This window comes from Streptomyces sp. WMMB 714, assembly GCF_900090125.1.
In the GTDB taxonomy this organism is placed as follows: Bacteria; Actinomycetota; Actinomycetes; order Streptomycetales; family Streptomycetaceae; genus Streptomyces; species Streptomyces daqingensis.
In genome coordinates, this window is the sequence record NZ_FMHJ01000013.1 from 35,039 (window position 1) to 52,374 (window position 17,336).

Genomic DNA, 17,336 nt, shown 5'->3' on the forward strand with positions numbered 1-17,336 from the left:
CGACGTGCCCTAGCCCTCGGACTCCTCGGTCCGCCTGCGGGCGCGCAGCTCCTTGATCTCGCGGCGCCGCGCCAGACGGTGCGTGCGCCGGATCTGGGCCTCCTGGTAGCGCCTCTTGTCCTGCTCGGCCTCCGGAACCACCTGCGGGACGGGGCGCGGCCTGCCGTCCTCGTCGACCGCGGCGAAGACGAGGTAGGCGCTGCCGACGTGGCTCGCGGGCGTCGACTCGTTCCAGCGCTCGGCAAGCACCCGCACGCCGACCTCCATCGACGACCGGCCCGTCCAGTTCACCTGGGCCTTCACATGGACGAGGTCGCCCACGCGCACCGGCTCCAGGAAGACCATCTCGTCCATCGAGGCCGTCACCGCGGGCCCCTCTGAGTGCCGGCCCGCGACCGCTCCGGCCGCGTCGTCCACCAGCTTCATGATCACGCCGCCGTGGACGGTGCCGAGGAGGTTGGTCTCGTTGCCCGACATGATGTGGGACAGCGTGGTCCGGGAGACGGCGGTGGGCTTGCCCGGCAGGGCGCCCGGCTCCGCGTGGGCCTGGTCGGTCATGGCCTCCACCCTAAGTGCCGGTGCGGTACCGGAGTCCCGGGCACCCTCGTGGAACGTTTTGCATCAGATCGGCTACAGCCTCGGTCCGATGCGGTACCCGCTCTGTGTTCACCCGGGCGGCTCAAGGCAGACTGCCGTCCATGAATGAGTGGCCCGGTGGATGGAACGACGGTTCCCGCGACAGGTACGGCAGCCCGCGAGCCCACGGTGGCGTGCCGCCCCAGGCGAGGGGTGGCCACGACGCCGGTTACGGGAGACAGCCGGGCTACTACGAGGACGGCTACAGCGACTACGACTCCGGATACAACACGGGGCAGGTGTACGGCGGTGGCGGCGGCGACGGCTACGCCCCGTACGACGAGCCGCCCCGGCGCCGGCGTGTGCGCTTCAAGACGGTGGTCATATCGCTGGTCGTCGTGCTGCTGGTGTGGTCGGTCGGCACGTACTTCTGGGCGAACTCGAAGCTGAAGCGCGAGGTCGACCTCAGCATCGTCCAGGACCGGCCCGAGGCCGGGGACGGCACCAATTACCTGATCGTCGGTTCCGACAGCCGGGAAGGCCTCTCCGCGCAGGAGAAGAAGGACCTCCACACGGGTTCGGCAGCGGGCAAGCGCACCGACTCGATGATGATCCTGCACGTCGGGAGCGGCGCCCCGACGCTGATCTCGCTGCCGCGTGACTCCTGGGTCGAGATCCCGCCGTTCAAGGGCTCCGAGTCGGGCAAGCAGTTCAACAACACCCAGCAGACGAAGCTCAACGCCGCCTACTCGCAGGACGGCGCCCCGCTGCTGGTGCGCACGGTGGAGCACAACACCGGCCTGAAGATCGACCACTACGCGGAGATCGGCTTCGGCGGCTTCGCGAAGATCGTCGACTCGGTCGGCGGCGTGGAGATGAACATCCCGCAGGACATCAAGGACAAGAACTCCGGGGCCGACTTCAAGAAGGGCAAGCAGACCCTGGACGGCAAGCAGGCCCTCTCCTTCGTCCGCAACCGCCACGCGGGCACCGGGGACAGCGACCTCGGGCGCACCAAGAACCAGCAGAAGTTCCTGGCCGCGCTGGCCAGCCAGACGGCGACCCCCTCGACGGTCCTCAACCCGTTCAAGCTGTACCCGACACTGGGTGCCGGCCTGGACACGCTGATCGTCGACGAGGACATGAGCCTGTGGAACCTGGGCTCCATGTTCTTCGCGATGAAGGACGTCTCCGGCGGCGAGGGCAAGCGCATGAACATGCCGATCTCGGGTCCCGCCCCCGCCGGTTCGCTCCAGTGGGACAAGGCGAAGGTCCAGAAGCTGATGCAGCAGCTGAAGAACGACGAGACGGTCACGGTCACGTCGGACCGCTGAGCCGCCGGCCCACCGCACGGCCACCGGCGGTGGGCTGCGGTGGGCGGCCGGTCGGGATCCGGCCTACGCGACGCACAGACAGAACGGGTGCCCGGCAGGATCCAGGTAGACGCGGAAGCCTCGCTTCCCGCCGTCGTCCCCCTGGACCAGCCGGGCACCCAGTGCGATGACCTCCTGTTCCGCCTGGTCCATGCGCTCCCTGGGGACGGTCAGATCCAGGTGCAGCTGCTGGGGCCGCTCCAGGCTGGGCCACTGCGGCGGAACGAACCCCGGGGACTCCTGGAAGGCGAGCTTGTGCCCGTCGGGGCCGGTGACGTCCACCCAGTCGCTGTCGTCGCCGGGTTCGACCTTGCCCCCGAGCACCTGCGCGTAGAACTCGGCGAGCCTTCTCGGGTCCGGGCAGTCGAGAACTACCGAGTGCATCGTGGCGATCGCCATGGTGGTTACCCCTTAGTGCCGTGATCCGGTAACACTCTTCGGTTACCAGATGATGGCCCCCTGTCGGTAATCTGGCAAGCGTGACGGACCGTTCAGCCCCGACGACACTCGTCCTGGTGCAAGAGCTCGCGAACACCCTCGACGTCGAGACGGGCGAAGACTCGCTGGCCGACCCGGACGGCGTCGCGGAGTTCGCGGAGCGCCACGGGCTGCGGGACCTCGGGCTGGAGGAGACCGGAGACGCGGGCCTGCGCGCGATCCGCGAACTGAGGGAGTCCCTGCGGGCGGCCTGCCTGGCGCACACCGGGACGGACATTCCGCAGGAGGAGGCGGCCAGGCTGGCACGGCTGCTCGCCGCCGCCCCCCTCGTGGTGACGCTGGACGAAGCGGGCCGCGCACGGCTGGTCCCCGCCGAGGGCCTGTCGGGAGTCGCCGCGCTGACCGCCGAGATCGCCGCGGGCATCGCCACCGCCGAGGCGGACGGCTCGTGGCGGCGGCTCAAGGCCTGCGAGGCACACGACTGCCTGTGGGTGTTCTACGACCGCAGCCCGGCCGGCCGCGGCCGCTGGTGCACGATGGCGGTGTGCGGCAGCAGGGCGAAGATGCGTACGTACAGGGCGAAGCGCCGCGCCTGAACCGGGCACGGCGGGGGCCGGCGAAGCAGCGGGACGGGCAGTGCCCCCGGGCCGGAGCGGCCGGTCAGGCCGTGGGACGTCCCAGCGCGCGGAAGTGCCAGTTCTCCTTGCGCCACAGCGCCGGGTCGAGGGTGTTCCGTCCGTCCAGCACGCGCCGTACCGCGACGACCTCTCCCAGCGCCGCCGGGTCCAGCTCCTGGAACTCGCGCCACTCCGTCAGATGCAGCAGGACGTCGGCGCCCCGCGCGGCCTCGTGCGCGCTCGGCGCGTAGCGAAGCGTCGGGAAGATGGCCCGCGCGTTGTCCATGCCCTTGGGGTCGTAGACCGTCACCTGCGCGCCCTGCAGGTGCAGTTGGCCGGCGACGTTCAGCGCGGGCGAGTCCCGTACGTCGTCGGAGTCCGGCTTGAACGTGGCGCCCAGCACGCCGATGCGCGTTCCCAGCAGCGTGCCGCCGACGGCCTCGCGCGTCAGCTCGACCATGTGGGCCCTGCGCCGCATGTTGATCGAGTCGACCTCGCGCAGGAACGTCAGCGCCTCGGACGCGCCCAGCTCCCCCGCCCGCGCCATGAAGGCACGGATGTCCTTGGGCAGGCAGCCGCCGCCGAAGCCGATGCCGGAACGCAGGAACTTCTTGCCGATGCGGTCGTCGTGGCCGATCGCCTCGGCCAGCTTCACCACATCGCCGTCGGCGGCCTCGCACACCTCCGCCATCGCGTTGATGAAGGAGATCTTCGTCGCGAGGAAGGAGTTGGCGGACGTCTTGACCAGCTCGGCGGTCGGGAAGTCGGTGACGATGAACGGCGAACCCTCCGCGAGAGGCGTCGCGTACACCTCGCGCAGCGTCTTCTCGGCGCTCTCGCTGCGGACGCCCACCACGATGCGGTCCGGGTGGAGGGTGTCCTTCACCGCGAAGCCCTCCCGCAGGAACTCCGGGTTCCAGGCCAGTTCGGCCTCCTGACCCGCCGGCGCCAGCTCCGCGAGCCGTACCGCCAGGCGCTGCGCGCTGCCCACGGGCACGGTGGACTTGCCCACGACCAGGGCACGGCGCTTCAGATGGACCGCGAGCGCGTCGACTGCGCTGTCGACGTAGGACATGTCGCACGCGTACTCGCCGTGCTTCTGCGGGGTGTTGACGCAGACGAAGTGGACGTCGCCGAAGTCGCCCACTTCCTCGTAGGAGGTCGTGAAGCGGAGCCGTCCGCTGGAGCCGGGGTGCCCCGCCACGTGCCTGCGCAGCAGTTCGTCCAGACCCGGTTCGTACATCGGCGTCTCGCCGCGCTCCAGCAGCGCGATCTTCTCCGGCGAGATGTCCAGCCCGAGCACCTCGAAGCCCAGTTCGGCCATGGCGGCGGCGTGGGTGGCGCCGAGGTACCCGGTGCCGATCACTGTGATCCTGAGCGGGGCCTTGTTGGCCATGAGGGGGTGCTCCTGTAGGACGACGTCTGGAACGCTCCGAGAACGCTGCCCGGGCAGCATATCGGGGGCTTCCTGTCGCGAACCTCACGTATCCCGGTCAGGCCTGTGACCTCTAGAATCGGTTACTTAACGGTAGTTAGCCGTCCCACAGTTCCCACACGTATTCCGCTCGCCGCCCAGCGAAGCAGAGCTGAAGAGGAGTGAGTCACCTTGGCGCCATCGGGAAAAAGCGCGGCCGCCGAATTCGGCCTCTACCGGCCGTCCGAGGAGCACGACATGCTCAGGGACTCGGTGCGCGCCCTCTCCGAGGCGAAGATCGCCCCCTTCGCCGCGGAGGTCGACGAGGAGGGACGCTTCCCGCAGGAGGCCCGGGACGCGCTCGAGGCCAACGACCTGCACGCCGTGCACGTACCCGAGGCGTACGGAGGCGCGGGAGCCGACGCGCTCGCGACCGTCATCGTGATCGAGGAGGTCGCCCGCGTCTGCGCGTCCTCCTCCCTCATCCCGGCGGTCAACAAGCTCGGTTCGCTGCCCGTGATCCTCTCGGGCAGCGAGGAGCTGAAGAAGAAGTACCTCGCACCGCTCGCACGCGGCGACGCGATGTTCTCGTACTGCCTGAGCGAGCCGGACGCCGGATCGGACGCGGGCGGCATGAAGACCAAGGCCGTGCGGGACGGCGACCACTACGTGCTCAACGGCGTGAAGCGCTGGATCACCAACGCCGGCGTCTCCGACTACTACACGGTCATGGCCGTGACCGACCCGGACAAGCGCACGAAGGGCATCTCGGCCTTCGTCGTCGAGAAGGACGACGAGGGCGTCTCCTTCGGCGCCCCCGAGAAGAAGCTCGGCATCAAGGGCTCCCCGACGCGCGAGGTGTACCTCGACAACGTGCGCATCCCCGCCGATCGCATGCTGGGCGGGGAGGGCACCGGCTTCGCCACCGCGATGAAGACCCTCGACCACACCCGCATCACCATCGCGGCCCAGGCCCTCGGCATCGCCCAGGGCGCTCTGGACTACGCCAAGGGGTACGTCGCCGAGCGCAAGCAGTTCGGCAAGCCGATCGGCGACTTCCAGGGCGTCCAGTTCATGCTCGCCGACATGGCGATGAAGCTGGAGGCCGCCCGCCAGCTGACGTACGCGGCTGCGGCGAAGTCCGAGCGCATCTCCCTCGGCGGCGGCGACGAGGACCTGACCTTCTTCGGCGCGGCGGCCAAGTGCTACGCCTCGGACGCGGCCATGGAGATCACGACGGACGCCGTCCAGCTGCTCGGCGGCTACGGCTACACGCGCGACTACCCCGTCGAGCGGATGATGCGCGACGCGAAGATCACGCAGATCTACGAGGGCACGAACCAGGTCCAGCGGATCGTGATGTCCCGCAATCTGCCGTAGGCCGGCGGAGCCGGAGCCGCACGAGCTGCGGCTCCCGGTGCGGACCGTGCCCGGAGGGGCGCTCCCGTTCGATCGGGAGCGCCCCTCCGGCGTTTCTGCGGGGCGCCGCACGCACGTCTTGGCCCCGCCCGGTCCCCGCGTTCTCCGAGGCTCAGGGACGACCGGCCGCTTCCGCGCACGCGCCGCCCGGACGTCTCACGGCCGTCACGGCGGCCGCGCCGCACCCCGCTCCGTACGGGGGCCCGTGCGGGCCGCGATCCAGCCGAGGACCCGCTCGGCCACGGCCGGCGTGCGCATCAGCGCCCCGCCGTGCTCCGACCCGGGGACCGTCACGACGCGGATGTCGTCCGCCGTCATGCCGCGCCGCCGCTCGGCCGCGCGCAGGGCCTCGGAGTGCGCCGGCGGCACGAAGTCCCGCCGGGAGTGGACGAGCAGCATCGGGGCGTCGTCGCCGCCCGTCGCGTGGTGCACCGCGGACATGTCCCGCCAGACGCGCAGGCAGTCCGCCCGTCCGGTGCCGGAGCCGCGCCGCGGGTCGCAGCCCGCGAGCACGGCGGCGCTCGAGCGCAGGACGGCGGCGCCGCGGCGGACGGTGCCGCCGTCCCGTGCCGCGCCGTCCCGCCAGGCGCGGTACGGATCGACGACGGGCGAGAGGGCCACTGCGCCCGCGAGCAGCTCGCGGCCGGCGCCGTAGGCCGCCACGTTCGTGGCCAGCTGCCCGCCCGCGGACGATCCCAGAAGCACCAGCCGGCGCGGGTCGACGCCGAGGCTCCCGGCGTGCCGGCGGATCCAGTGCAGTGCGCGCAGTACGTCACGGCGCTGCGCCGGCCAGGGGGCGTCCACACTGCGCCGGTAGTCGACGTCGAAGACGACGGCGCCCCCGCCGGCGATGCGCCGGGCCCACGCGCCCCAGCCCCGGGACCTGTCCTGGTACCAGAAGCCGCCGTGCAGGACGACCACGCCGGGGAGCGCCTCGCCGCGTGGGGGCGGCGTCCGGTCACGGTAGGCGACCAGCTGCTGGCGTGCCCGCGGGCCGTAGGAGTGGGTGCGCTCCGTCTCCCGGCCGGCCGCGGGGCCGGCGTACATCACGGGTGACGTGCAGAGCAGCACCGTCAGGCCGACGAGGACAGCGAGGGGGAGCCTGCGCACCACCTCAGCGTCAGGGCACCGGGCGCTGGCCGCAACATCACGCTCCGCGACCACACGGGCTACGGAGGCGCGCCGCCCCGTACGCACGGCGGCCCCCGGCTCCTGGGAGCCGGGGGCCGCTCGCGGGTCGGCCGGGGCCGCGCGGGTTACTTCACCTCGCCCATCAGGGGCCGGATCTTGTTGCGCGCGGCGAGGAAGACCACGCCGGCGAGCGCGGCGATGACGCCCTGCACCGCGAACCCGGTCTTGCCGCTGGCGGCGTCGCCGATCAGCAGCTGGACGATCGCGAAGACGCAGTCCCCCGCCGTGACGGCGAGGAACCACACGCCCATCAGCTGGCTCGCGTACTTGGCCGGGGCCAGCTTCGTCGTCACCGACAGGCCGACCGGCGAGAGGCACAGCTCCGCGAGGGTCTGGAGCAGGTAGACGAAGATCAGCCAGAGCGGGCTGACCTTGGTCTCACCGGAGGCGGCGGCCATGGCCAGCATCATCAGGCCGAAGGACGCACCGACGCCGATGAGACCCATCGAGAACTTCGTCGTGGTGGTGGGGTTGCGGCTGCCCAGCTTCACCCAGAGCGCGGCGAGCACCGGGGCGATCGCCATCACCCACAGCGGGTTGACCGACTGGAACCAGCTGGTCGGGAACTCGATGCCCCACAGGTCCGTGGACGTCTCCTTCTCGGCGAACAGCGTCAGCGTGGAGCCGGACTGGTCGAAGATCATCCAGAAGATGGCGGCGGCGACGAAGAACCAGATGTAGGCGCTGAGCTTCTTCTTCTCCTCGACCGTGACCTCTCGGTCGCGCCGCATGCGCACGAAGTACCACGTGGGCAGGATCAGTCCGGCGATGCTCACCGGCCACAGCACCCAGTCGATGGTGAAGGCGTCGGCGAGCACGACGGCGGTGTAGAAGAGCGCGAGCACGACGGCCGCCAGCACCGTGTTGCGGATCGCCTTCGTCCGCTCGTCGCCGCTGAGCGGGTAGGGGACGACGCTCGAACGCGCCGGCAGGTGCCGGGTGCCGATGAGGAACTGGATCAGGCCCAGCCCCATGCCGAGCGCGGCGAGGCCGAAGCCCAGGTGCCAGTTGACCTTCTGGCCGGCCCAGCCGATCAGCAGCGGCGCGGCGAAGGCGCCGATGTTGATCCCCATGTAGAAGACGGTGAATCCGCCGTCCCTGCGCGGGTCGTTGGGCCCCTGGTAGAGGTGGCCGACCATCGTCGAGATGTTGGCCTTCAGCAGACCGGAGCCGACGCCGATGAACACCAGCCCGACGAAGAACAGGGCGTCGACGCCCACGGCCAGCAGCCCGTGGCCGATCATGATCACGAACGACGAGACCGCGACCGTCTTGCGGGGGCCCCAGACGCGGTCGCCGAGCCAGCCGCCCGGCATCGCCATGAGGTAGACGGTGGCGTTGTAGACGGAGTAAAGGGCCACGGCGGTGGCCGAGGCCATTCCCATGCCGCCTTCGGAGACCGCCGCCGTCAGGTAGAGGACGAGCAGGGCGCGCATTCCGTAGAAGCTGAAGCGCTCCCACATCTCGGTCATGAAGAGGGTGGCGAGACCGCGGGGGTGGCCGAAGAAGGTCCTGCCCTCGGCCGCGGGTGGATCCTGCGGTTCGTCCTTGGAGAGTGTGGAGGCCATGTGGGGGGTTCCTCGCTGTTGGATGGTGCCTGCCAGCCGTGCACCCCCGTGCAACGCGCGTAGATCACGCAACGGGCCCGGCCGACGGGTCATTGACCGATCTCGGGCCGCCTCCGCCGTGCCGGTCCGGCCGCGGCGACGGCCGGGCGGGCATCTGCGCACAGAAGCCCTGAACAGGGCCGACGGTGATACGTGCAGCACGCACGCACCCGGAAGCGGCCCTCACCATACGTCACGGTGACCCCCCGAACGGAAGGCGTTGCGACACAGATCACAGGTGACGCCCATATCGTTTCGGCCAAATCGAAGGTAACGAGTGTGCATCTCCGACGATCCGCACCGGTTGCCGGGGACCGGCCTTACGCATCGCGACGAGGACTACCATCAGCTCATGACCCGTGTACTGCTCGCCGAGGACGACACCTCGATCTCGGAGCCGCTCGCCCGTGCGCTTCGCCGCGAGGGATACGAGGTCGAGGTGCGCAAGGACGGCCCCACGGCACTCGACGCCGGGCTGCGCGACGGGATCGACCTCGTCGTGCTGGACCTCGGCCTCCCCGGAATGGACGGCCTGGAGGTCTGCCGCCGGCTCCGCACCGAAGGGCACACCTTCCCCGTACTCGTCCTCACGGCCCGCGCCGACGAGGTGGACACGGTGGTGGGCCTCGACGCGGGTGCGGACGACTACGTGACGAAACCGTTCCGCCTCGCCGAGCTGCTCGCGCGCGTCCGGGCCCTCCTCCGGCGCGGGGCACCGGTCGAGCCCGTGGTACCGCCCGCCACGCACGGGGTGCGCATCGACGTCGAGTCGCACCGCGTGTGGATGGGCGAGGAGGAACTGCAGCTGACGGCGAAGGAGTTCGACCTGCTGCGCGTCCTGGTGCGCGACGCCGGACGCGTCGTCACGCGCGACCAGCTCATGCGCGAGGTGTGGGACACGACGTGGTGGTCCTCCACGAAGACCCTCGACATGCACATCTCCTGGCTCCGCAAGAAGCTGGGCGACGACGCGGCCAACCCCCGCTACATCGCGACCGTGCGGGGCGTGGGCTTCCGCTTCGAGAAGAGCTGACCGTGGAGAGGCGCACGTGCGACGGCGGCTGATCCAGTCGACGCTCGCGGTCGTGCTCGTCGTGGTCGCCGTCTTCGGCGTCTCCCTGATCCTCGTGGAGTCGCGCTCCATCGAGAACAGCGCCCAGGACGGTGTGCAGTCGGAGGCCGTTCAGCTGATCTCCGTCGTGGAGAGCCGCATCGTCGCAGGTGAACGAGTTTCCCCGGGCACGATGAGCAACGCCGCGCCGGCGAATCGCCACGTGCGCATCGAGGTGCCGGGGCAGCGCGCCATCACGCTCGGAAAGAAGCTCGAGGGCAAGGTCATCCAGGCCTCGCAGACGGGCGGCCACGGCGAGCGCGTCACCGTGCGGCGGTCCTACGGCTCGGTCCAGGAGGAGATCGGCCGCACCCTCGGGATCATTCTCGCGGTCGCCCTGCTCGCGGTGGCCGCCGCCGCGATCCTCGCCGTACGGCAGGCGCACCGGGTCGCCGCACCGCTCACCGACCTCGCCGAGACCGCCGAGCGGCTGGGCTCGGGCGACCCCAGGCCGCGCCACCGGCGCTACGGCGTCCCCGAGCTGGACCGGGTCGCCGACGTGCTGGACGGCAGCGCCGACCGCATCGGGCGGATGCTCACCGCCGAGCGGCGCCTCGCCGCGGACGCGTCGCACCAGCTGCGTACGCCGCTGACCGCGCTGTCCATGCGGCTCGAGGAGATCATCGCGACCGCCGACACCGACGACCCGGAGGACCAGGCCACCGTCAAGGAGGAGGCGACGATCGCCCTGGCGCAGGTGGAGCGGCTGACGGACGTCGTGCAGCGCCTCCTCACCAACTCCCGTGACCCCCGCTCCGGTTCGGCCGTGGACTTCGACCTGGACGAGGTGCTCAAGCAGCAGGTCGAGGAGTGGAAGCCGGCCTGCCGGAGCGAGGGGCGGGCGATCGTCCGCTCCGGGAAGCCGGGCGTGCGGGCCGTGGGGACGCCGGGAGCCGTGGCCCAGGTGCTCGCGACGCTGATCGAGAACTCCCTGATGCACGGGGCCGGCACCGTCGCCCTGCGCACCCGCATCACCGGCAACCAGGTCGTCGTGGAGGTGACCGACCAGGGCCCCGGCGTGGACCCGCAGCTCGGCTCGCGGGTCTTCGAGCGGACGGTGAGCGGTCACAACTCCACCGGCCTCGGCCTGGCCGTCGCCCGCGACCTCGCCGAAGCGGACGGCGGGCGGCTGGAGCTACTTCAGCAACACCCGCCGGTCTTCGCGCTTTTCCTTGGACGAGAGCTCTCCTGAAGCGCCGGAACGACCGAAGACGCGGCCCGCGGAACCCGTCTGGAAAACCCACGTGCGGTACGTCCAGAAGCGGAAGACCGTGCCGATGCCCAGGCCGATCACGTTCTTGGCGATGTTGTCCGCGAGCGGCGAGGTGAAGCCGAGACCGTAGTGGGAGACGGCGAGCACCGCGTTCTCGATGACGAGCGCGACGCCGCTGAAGGCGAAGAAGAGGACCGTCTCACGGTGGATGCGGCGCTTGTCGGTGTGCCGGTACGTCCAGTACCGGTTGCCCAGGTAGTTGGTGCCGATCGCGACGACCTGCGAGATCACGCCGGAGCGGATCGGCGCCAGCTGGAACGTGTGGATGCACAGGTTGAAGACGGCCACGTTGACGAGGAATCCGACCGCACCGACAGCACCGAACTTGGCGACCTCGCGAGCGAGGCGTTCGAGCCGGGTGCGCAGTCGTCTCACTGTGCGCGCTGCGCCCCATTCACCCATGGTCTCGCTGTGCCCCGTTCCGGTCGCGGTCGTCCGTCCCCCGCGGACATGCTAACCAGCGGCCCCCGCTCGCGCAGCGCGGTGCGTGGCAGCCGGGCGGGCCGGGACCCGTGCGACGGCGTCCGCCCCGGGCGCACCGCGGTCGGGCCGGACGGTGCAGCGCCGCGCGAGCCGCCGGGAGCCGCGCCCCGGGAGGGGGCCGGACGCCACCCGCCGGGCTCCGGGCCCGGAAGGTGTGCGGATACGCTGACGTTGTGACGTTCCCGGTAGTCGGCATGGTCGGCGGTGGCCAGCTCGCCCGTATGAGCCACGAGGCGGGCATCCCTCTCGGCATCAGATTCAGGCTTCTCTCGGACACCCCGCAGGACTCCGCTGCGCAGGTCGTGCGCGACGTCGTCGTCGGCGACTACCGCGACCTCGACACGCTGCGCGAGTTCGCCCGCGGGTGCGACGTGATCACCTTCGACCACGAGCACGTACCGACCGAGCACCTGCGCGCCCTGGAGGCGGACGGGATCCCCGTACGCCCCGGGCCGGACGCGCTGGTGCACGCCCAGGACAAGGGTGTGATGCGCGCCCGGCTCGACGCCATGGGCGTCCCGTGCCCGCTGCACCGCATCGTGCGCGACCCCGGGGATGTGGCCGCCTTCGCCTCCGAGGCGGCGCGGGCGGCCGGCGCGCGGCAGGACACGGACGACACGGATGCCGGCTCAGGCTCCGGCTCCGGCTCCGGCTCCGGGAGCGCCTTCCCCGTGCCCGTCGTGCTGAAGACCGTGCGCGGCGGCTACGACGGCAAGGGCGTGTGGGTCGTGCGCAGTACCGCCGAAGCGGCCGACCCGTTCAAGGCGGGCGTTCCCGTCCTGGCGGAGGAGAAGGTGGACTTCGCCCGCGAGCTGGCGGCCTGCGTGGTGCGCTCGCCGCACGGCCAGGCGGTCGCCTATCCCGTCGTCGAGTCGATCCAGGTGGGCGGCGTCTGCGACACAGTGATCGCCCCTGCGCCCGGTCTGCCGGAACAAGAGGCCGTGCAGGCACAGGAGTTGGCGCTGCGCATCGCCGTCGAGCTGGGCGTGGTCGGCCATCTCGCGGTGGAGCTCTTCGAGACCCACGACGGGCGGGTGCTGGTCAACGAACTGGCGATGCGCCCGCACAATTCCGGCCACTGGACGCAGGACGGCGCCGTCACCTCGCAGTTCGCCAACCATCTGCGGGCCGTGCTCGACCTCCCGCTGGGCGATCCGCGTCCGCGCGCCGAGTGGACGGTGATGGCGAACGTGCTCGGCGGCGACTACCCGGACATGTACTCCGCCTATCTGCACTGCATGGCGCGCGACCCGCAGCTGAAGATCCACATGTACGGCAAGGACGTGAAGCCCGGCCGGAAGGTCGGCCACGTCAACACCTACGGCGACGACCTGGCCGATGTGCGCGAACGCGCGGCCCACGCCGCCGGATACCTGCGAGGGACGATTCCCGAATGACGACTGGAACCCCGCTTGTGGGCCTCGTGATGGGCTCCGACTCCGACTGGCCCGTCATGGAGGAAGCCGCGAAGGCGCTGGACGAGTTCGAGATCCCGTACGAGGCGGACGTCGTCTCCGCACACCGCATGCCCCGCGAGATGGTCGCCTACGGGGAGGAGGCGGCCGGGCGCGGGCTGCGCGCGATCATCGCCGGCGCGGGCGGCGCCGCCCACCTGCCGGGCATGCTCGCCTCGGTGACACCGCTGCCGGTCATCGGCGTACCGGTGCCGCTGAAGTACCTCGACGGCATGGACTCCCTGCTCTCGATCGTGCAGATGCCCGCCGGGGTGCCGGTGGCGACGGTCTCGGTCGGCGGGGCCCGCAACGCCGGCCTGCTCGCCGTCCGGATGCTCGCTGCGGCGGACCCGGAACTGCAGGAGCGCATGCGGCGGTTCCAGGAGGAGCTGAACGAGGAGGCGTCCGAGAAGGGCCGCAGGCTGCGCAGCAAGGTGGCGGCGGGCCACTCCGGCTTCGGATTCGGGGGCTGACGCGGATGGCCACCGGCGGATCCCTTCTGGAGCGCGCACGCGGACTCCTCGCCGCACACCCCGTCGTCGACGGGCACAACGACCTGCCGTGGGCGCTGCGCGAGCAGGTGGCGTACGACCTGGACATGCGGGACATCTCCGCGGACCAGTCCGCGCACCTGCACACCGACATCCCCCGGCTGCGTGCCGGCGGAGTGGGCGCGCAGTTCTGGTCGGTGTACGTGCGCACGGACCTCAGCGGCGACGGCGCGGTCAGCGCGTGTCTCGAACAGATCGACGTCGTACGCCAGTTGCTGGACCGCCACCCCGCGGACCTGCGACTCGCCCTCACGGCCGACGACATGGAGGCGGCGCGGTCGGAGGGCCGCATCGCCTCGCTCATGGGCGCCGAGGGCGGCCACTCGATCAACAACTCGCTCGCCACGCTGCGCGGACTCCACGAGCTGGGCGTGCGCTACATGACGCTCACCCACAACGACACGATCGACTGGGCCGATTCGGCCACCGACGAGCCGCGGCACGACGGCCTGTCCCGCTTCGGCGAGGAGGTCGTGCGCGAGATGAACCGGACGGGGATGCTCGTCGACCTCTCGCACGTCGCCGCGAGCACGATGCGCGACGCCCTGCGGGTGACCGAGGCCCCGGTGCTCTTCTCGCACTCCTCGGCGCGCGCGGTCTGCGACCACCCGCGCAACATCCCCGACGACGTGCTCGCCGCCCTGCCCGCCAACGGCGGTGTCGCCATGGCCACGTTCGTGCCGAAGTTCGTCCTCCCCGAGGCCATCGCCTGGACGAAGGCGGCGGACGAGAACATGCGGGCCCACGGACTGCACCCGCTGGACGGCAGCGAGGAAGGGACGCGCGTGCAGCGGGAGTTCGAGCGGGAGAACCCGCGTCCGCTCGCCGACGCGTCCACGGTCGCCGGCCACCTCGACCACATGCGCGAGGTGGCCGGCATCGACCACATCGGCATCGGCGGCGACTACGACGGCACCGCCTTCGTGCCCCGCCAACTGGAAGACGTCTCCGGCTATCCGCACCTGATCGCCGAACTGCTGCGCAGGAACTGGTCGGAGGAGGACCTGGCCAAGCTGACGTGGCAGAACGCGGTCCGGGTGCTGCGGGACGCTGAGGCGGTCTCACGTGAACTGCGCGCACGGCGCGGGCCGTCCGTGGCGAGGATCGAGCAACTCGACCGCTGAGACCGACAAGTCGCGCCCCGGTGAGGGGCGCGACGCGGGACGGGCCGGCCGGGCAGTGACCACCGGTCGGCCCCGGGCGTACGGAGGCGGCCGTCAGCTGGGAGCGGCCAGCTCCGCCCACACGGTCTTGCCGCTGCCCTCCGGGTTGCGTACGACGCCCCAGTCCAGGCAGAGACGCTGGACGATGAACATGCCGTGCCCTCCGGGGCGTCCGGCGCGGTGGGGCGTGCGGGGAGCGGGCGAGCCGCTGCCCTGGTCGACGATCTCCAGCCGGAGCACCTTCGATCCGCTGCCGACGCGCAGCTCCTCGGGCCCGTCCGCGTGCAGGCAGGCGTTCGTCACCAGCTCGGAGACGACCAGCAGGACGTCCTCGGCGGCGGCCCGCTGGTCGCCGGTGGCCGCCGGCAGCCAGCCCCAGTCCTGCAGCGCCTGGCGGACGAAGTCACGGGCACGGGGAACGGCACCGCTGACGCCGACCAGGCGCAGTCTGCGCACCTGGCGCATGGGATGCCCCTTCCCGGTCTCTCGCTCCGCGGGGCCGCCGGCGCCGCCGGGCTCCCCCGTCACGCCTTCCTGAGCCGCCTCACCGGCGGCGGGCGCCTGGACGGGCTGCTCGGCTCGGACGTCGTGCGGGACCTGGCCCTGCGCGCCCGGCTGCTCGGCCGAGCCGGAGGCACCGCCCGCTCCGGAAGGCTTCGCGGCGCCGGTCACGCTCGCGGCACCGGACGCGGAGACGCCGGCGACGGCTTCCGTTCCGGCAGTCCCGGCGCCGGGCGTGGCTGCTGTCGTCGCGGCGCCCTCGGGCTCCGGACCGCAGTCGCCCGCCGGATACGGCCGGATGGTGCTCATCAGTGGTTCACCTCACCGATCACCGATAATGCCTCTCGTCGCCGGGTGCCCGGGCCTGCGACAACACACGAGTGTCCGAGTGCCCATCTGACTGCCCAGAGGATCTCCTGCCCTACGGGAACGTGAGAACACCCACTGATTCGGACGGACTCATGTGACACGCGTAACTTCCGCGCAGTCTTCCCGACACGGACGGTGCGGACACCGCTACGCCTCCGCCACATGCGCCAGAGCCGCGTCCACGTCGTCGTGCACCGTGAAGACCGCTCCGGCGCCCGTGATCTCGAAGACCCGGGCAACCACCGGCAGCATTCCCGCCAGGTGCACCCCGCCGCCCGCCGCCTCGGCCTTCAGCCGGGCTCCGAGCAGCACGTTCAGACCCGTCGAGTCGCAGAACTCGAGTCGCGAGCAGTCCAGGACGAGGCGGCTGCAGCCGTCTTCGAGGGCTTGTTCCAGCGGAGCGCTGAGCACCTCCGCGGTGTGGTGATCGAGCTCGCCCTCGGGGGTCAGGACGGCACTGCTCCCCTGGTGTCTGACGTCGACCGTCAGCCGACCCCGGCTCGTGCTGCCGGGCATCCCGCGGTCCATGCACACCCCTCTTGCTGTCAAAAGCGCCGTCTCTTGTTCCCCCGTCGAGCGACATGAACCTTACGCCCTCACCGGCACAACCGGTAGCCGAACAACCCACACATTGGTGCATATTCGGACAATTAGCACTTGCCATGCGCGTGTGCGAGCGGGTAGGCGTATAGGCATACAGAAAACGCGTCGGCTTTGGAGGCGCCGCACCTTCGTAGTGCACGTCACGGCTTCGGCAGCCATATGCCGAGATGATGGAGGACACCGCCATGTCACCCAGGCTCGATCACGGGAACCCGGGCACCGCTACCGCCCCGGTCGTTCCGGCGCAGTTCAGCCCGGAGCAGGTGCCGGACCCCGCGAGCCCGGAAGAGGTCGCGGAGCTTCTCGAAGAGCAGCTCGGGCTGCCGGAACTCCCACCCTATGACGAGGTCGGCCCCGTCGACGCACGGGCCATGTCCAAGACCCTCTTCACACGCCTGGAGCGCCTCGAAGAAGGCACGCACGAGTTCTCGTACGTGCGCAACACCCTGGTCGAACTCAATCTCGCGCTGGTGAAGTTCGCGGCCTCGCGCTTCCGCTCCCGCAGCGAGCCGATGGAGGACATCGTCCAGGTCGGCACGATCGGCCTCATCAAGGCCATCGACCGGTTCGACACCGAACGCGGCGTGGAGTTCCCGACGTTCGCGATGCCGACGATCGTCGGCGAGATCAAGCGCTTCTTCCGCGACACCTCCTGGTCCGTGCGGGTCCCCCGCCGCCTCCAGGAGCTGCGCCTGGACCTGGCGAAGGCGGGCGACGAGCTCGCCCAGAACCTCGACCGCGCGCCCACGATGGAGGAGCTGGCCGAACGGCTCGGCATCTCCGTCGAGGAGGTCGTCGAAGGCATGGCGGCGAGCAACGCCTACACCGCCAGCTCCCTCGACGCGCAGCCCGAGGAGGACGACACCGAGGGCGCCCTGGCCGACCGCATCGGCTACGAGGACAACGGCCTGGAGGGCATCGAGTACGTCGAGTCCCTCAAGCCGCTGATCGCCGAACTCCCGCCGCGCGACCGCACGATCCTCTCGCTGCGGTTCGTCGCCAACATGACCCAGAGCGAGATCGGCGAGGAGCTCGGCATCTCCCAGATGCACGTCTCGCGCCTCCTGTCGCGCACGCTGAACAAGCTGCGCAAGGGGCTCATGGTCGAGGAGTGATCCTCACCCGCCCCGTCCGGGCGGGACGCGTCCACGCGGAACGGTCCGCCCCGGTCCCACGACCGGGGCGGACCGTCG

General features: G+C 70.9%; 17 protein-coding genes. 9 read left to right on the forward strand and 8 right to left on the reverse strand.

From position 1 onward, the window contains the following. Window positions 1–9 precede the first annotated feature (9 nt). Window positions 10–558: an acyl-CoA thioesterase gene (locus H181DRAFT_RS21955; RefSeq protein WP_045861892.1), complete on the reverse strand. Its 549-nt coding sequence runs from the start codon at window positions 556–558 to the stop codon at window positions 10–12. Between the two features lie 140 nt (window positions 559–698). Here H181DRAFT_RS21955 and H181DRAFT_RS21960 point away from each other — a divergent pair, with 140 nt between their 5' ends. Then, entirely contained in the window at window positions 699–1,910 is a 1,212-nt protein-coding gene (locus tag H181DRAFT_RS21960) for an LCP family protein (RefSeq protein WP_045861893.1), read from the forward strand. Window positions 1,911–1,973: 63 nt separating this feature from the next. Here H181DRAFT_RS21960 and H181DRAFT_RS21965 read toward each other — a convergent pair whose 3' ends face one another. Beyond that, window positions 1,974–2,348 (reverse strand): VOC family protein, encoded by a 375-nt coding sequence (locus tag H181DRAFT_RS21965; protein WP_045861894.1) that lies wholly within the window; start codon window positions 2,346–2,348, stop codon window positions 1,974–1,976. An 80-nt stretch (window positions 2,349–2,428) separates the two neighbouring features. Between H181DRAFT_RS21965 and H181DRAFT_RS21970 the strand changes: the two genes are divergently transcribed. Next, window positions 2,429–2,983, forward strand: a complete 555-nt coding sequence (locus tag H181DRAFT_RS21970; RefSeq protein WP_045861895.1) for a CGNR zinc finger domain-containing protein — start codon at window positions 2,429–2,431, stop codon at window positions 2,981–2,983. A 64-nt stretch (window positions 2,984–3,047) separates the two neighbouring features. Here H181DRAFT_RS21970 and H181DRAFT_RS21975 read toward each other — a convergent pair whose 3' ends face one another. Next, on the reverse strand, window positions 3,048–4,400 hold the full coding sequence (locus tag H181DRAFT_RS21975; protein WP_045861896.1) for a UDP-glucose dehydrogenase family protein: 1,353 nt from the start codon (window positions 4,398–4,400) through the stop codon (window positions 3,048–3,050). Between the two features lie 210 nt (window positions 4,401–4,610). On the opposite strand from H181DRAFT_RS21975, the gene H181DRAFT_RS21980 reads away from it, so the two are divergent. Further along, window positions 4,611–5,798: an acyl-CoA dehydrogenase gene (locus H181DRAFT_RS21980; protein ID WP_302622652.1), complete on the forward strand. Its 1,188-nt coding sequence runs from the start codon at window positions 4,611–4,613 to the stop codon at window positions 5,796–5,798. Between the two features lie 204 nt (window positions 5,799–6,002). On the opposite strand, the gene H181DRAFT_RS21985 is transcribed toward H181DRAFT_RS21980, so the two are convergent. Together H181DRAFT_RS21985 and H181DRAFT_RS21990 are read right to left on the reverse strand one after the other, a co-directional pair. Next, window positions 6,003–6,947 carry an alpha/beta hydrolase gene (locus H181DRAFT_RS21985; protein ID WP_139131741.1) on the reverse strand — a complete coding sequence of 315 codons (945 nt, stop codon included), beginning with the start codon at window positions 6,945–6,947 and terminating at the stop codon, window positions 6,003–6,005. A 146-nt stretch (window positions 6,948–7,093) separates the two neighbouring features. Then, window positions 7,094–8,596, reverse strand: coding sequence for a peptide MFS transporter (locus H181DRAFT_RS21990; protein WP_045861898.1), 1,503 nt, complete (start codon window positions 8,594–8,596; stop codon window positions 7,094–7,096). A 391-nt stretch (window positions 8,597–8,987) separates the two neighbouring features. Between H181DRAFT_RS21990 and H181DRAFT_RS21995 the strand changes: the two genes are divergently transcribed. Further along, a complete protein-coding gene (locus H181DRAFT_RS21995) occupies window positions 8,988–9,668 on the forward strand; it encodes a response regulator transcription factor (protein ID WP_045862037.1) in 681 nt (226 codons plus the stop codon). Window positions 9,669–9,684: 16 nt separating this feature from the next. Beyond that, entirely contained in the window at window positions 9,685–10,938 is a 1,254-nt protein-coding gene (locus tag H181DRAFT_RS22000; RefSeq protein ID WP_045861899.1) for an ATP-binding protein, read from the forward strand. On the opposite strand, the gene H181DRAFT_RS22005 is transcribed toward H181DRAFT_RS22000, so the two are convergent. Then, window positions 10,882–11,385, reverse strand: coding sequence for a GtrA family protein (locus H181DRAFT_RS22005; protein WP_254666946.1), 504 nt, complete (start codon window positions 11,383–11,385; stop codon window positions 10,882–10,884). The two genes, H181DRAFT_RS22000 and H181DRAFT_RS22005, sit on opposite strands and share 57 nt — an antisense overlap. A 311-nt stretch (window positions 11,386–11,696) precedes the next feature. Between H181DRAFT_RS22005 and H181DRAFT_RS22010 the strand changes: the two genes are divergently transcribed. The 3 genes from H181DRAFT_RS22010 to H181DRAFT_RS22020 are packed head-to-tail and all read left to right on the forward strand — an operon-like array spanning window position 11,697 to window position 14,631. Next, a complete protein-coding gene (locus tag H181DRAFT_RS22010) occupies window positions 11,697–12,899 on the forward strand; it encodes a 5-(carboxyamino)imidazole ribonucleotide synthase (RefSeq protein WP_254666947.1) in 1,203 nt (400 codons plus the stop codon). Beyond that, window positions 12,896–13,429, forward strand: coding sequence for a 5-(carboxyamino)imidazole ribonucleotide mutase (gene purE, locus H181DRAFT_RS22015; protein WP_045861902.1), 534 nt, complete (start codon window positions 12,896–12,898; stop codon window positions 13,427–13,429). Before H181DRAFT_RS22010 ends, purE begins: the two co-directional genes overlap by 4 nt. A gap of 5 nt (window positions 13,430–13,434) precedes the next feature. Next, a complete protein-coding gene (locus tag H181DRAFT_RS22020; RefSeq protein ID WP_045861903.1) occupies window positions 13,435–14,631 on the forward strand; it encodes a dipeptidase in 1,197 nt (398 codons plus the stop codon). Window positions 14,632–14,724: 93 nt separating this feature from the next. On the opposite strand, the gene H181DRAFT_RS30035 is transcribed toward H181DRAFT_RS22020, so the two are convergent. Both H181DRAFT_RS30035 and H181DRAFT_RS22030 read right to left on the reverse strand, forming a co-directional pair. After that, on the reverse strand, window positions 14,725–15,198 hold the full coding sequence (locus H181DRAFT_RS30035; RefSeq protein ID WP_078895374.1) for an ATP-binding protein: 474 nt from the start codon (window positions 15,196–15,198) through the stop codon (window positions 14,725–14,727). A 489-nt stretch (window positions 15,199–15,687) separates the two neighbouring features. Further along, window positions 15,688–16,068 carry an STAS domain-containing protein gene (locus H181DRAFT_RS22030; RefSeq protein ID WP_045861905.1) on the reverse strand — a complete coding sequence of 127 codons (381 nt, stop codon included), beginning with the start codon at window positions 16,066–16,068 and terminating at the stop codon, window positions 15,688–15,690. A gap of 245 nt (window positions 16,069–16,313) precedes the next feature. Here H181DRAFT_RS22030 and H181DRAFT_RS22035 point away from each other — a divergent pair, with 245 nt between their 5' ends. Next, window positions 16,314–17,258: an RNA polymerase sigma factor SigF gene (locus H181DRAFT_RS22035; protein ID WP_045862038.1), complete on the forward strand. Its 945-nt coding sequence runs from the start codon at window positions 16,314–16,316 to the stop codon at window positions 17,256–17,258. The last annotated feature ends 78 nt before the right edge of the window (window positions 17,259–17,336 follow it).

What these genes read in the sequence shown, in the direction of transcription:
- H181DRAFT_RS21955 (WP_045861892.1), bottom strand. Translation starts at nt 558, where the DNA reads ATGACCGACCAGGCCCACGCGGAGCCGGGCGCCCTGCCGGGCAAGCCC.
- H181DRAFT_RS21960 (WP_045861893.1), top strand. Translation starts at nt 699, where the DNA reads ATGAATGAGTGGCCCGGTGGATGGAACGACGGTTCCCGCGACAGGTAC.
- H181DRAFT_RS21965 (WP_045861894.1), bottom strand. Translation starts at nt 2,348, where the DNA reads ATGGCGATCGCCACGATGCACTCGGTAGTTCTCGACTGCCCGGACCCG.
- H181DRAFT_RS21975 (WP_045861896.1), bottom strand. Translation starts at nt 4,400, where the DNA reads ATGGCCAACAAGGCCCCGCTCAGGATCACAGTGATCGGCACCGGGTAC.
- H181DRAFT_RS21990 (WP_045861898.1), bottom strand. Translation starts at nt 8,596, where the DNA reads ATGGCCTCCACACTCTCCAAGGACGAACCGCAGGATCCACCCGCGGCC.
- H181DRAFT_RS21995 (WP_045862037.1), top strand. Translation starts at nt 8,988, where the DNA reads ATGACCCGTGTACTGCTCGCCGAGGACGACACCTCGATCTCGGAGCCG.
- H181DRAFT_RS22010 (WP_254666947.1), top strand. Translation starts at nt 11,697, where the DNA reads ATGGTCGGCGGTGGCCAGCTCGCCCGTATGAGCCACGAGGCGGGCATC.
- purE (WP_045861902.1), top strand. Translation starts at nt 12,896, where the DNA reads ATGACGACTGGAACCCCGCTTGTGGGCCTCGTGATGGGCTCCGACTCC.
- H181DRAFT_RS22020 (WP_045861903.1), top strand. Translation starts at nt 13,435, where the DNA reads ATGGCCACCGGCGGATCCCTTCTGGAGCGCGCACGCGGACTCCTCGCC.
- H181DRAFT_RS22030 (WP_045861905.1), bottom strand. Translation starts at nt 16,068, where the DNA reads ATGGACCGCGGGATGCCCGGCAGCACGAGCCGGGGTCGGCTGACGGTC.
- H181DRAFT_RS22035 (WP_045862038.1), top strand. Translation starts at nt 16,314, where the DNA reads ATGGAGGACACCGCCATGTCACCCAGGCTCGATCACGGGAACCCGGGC.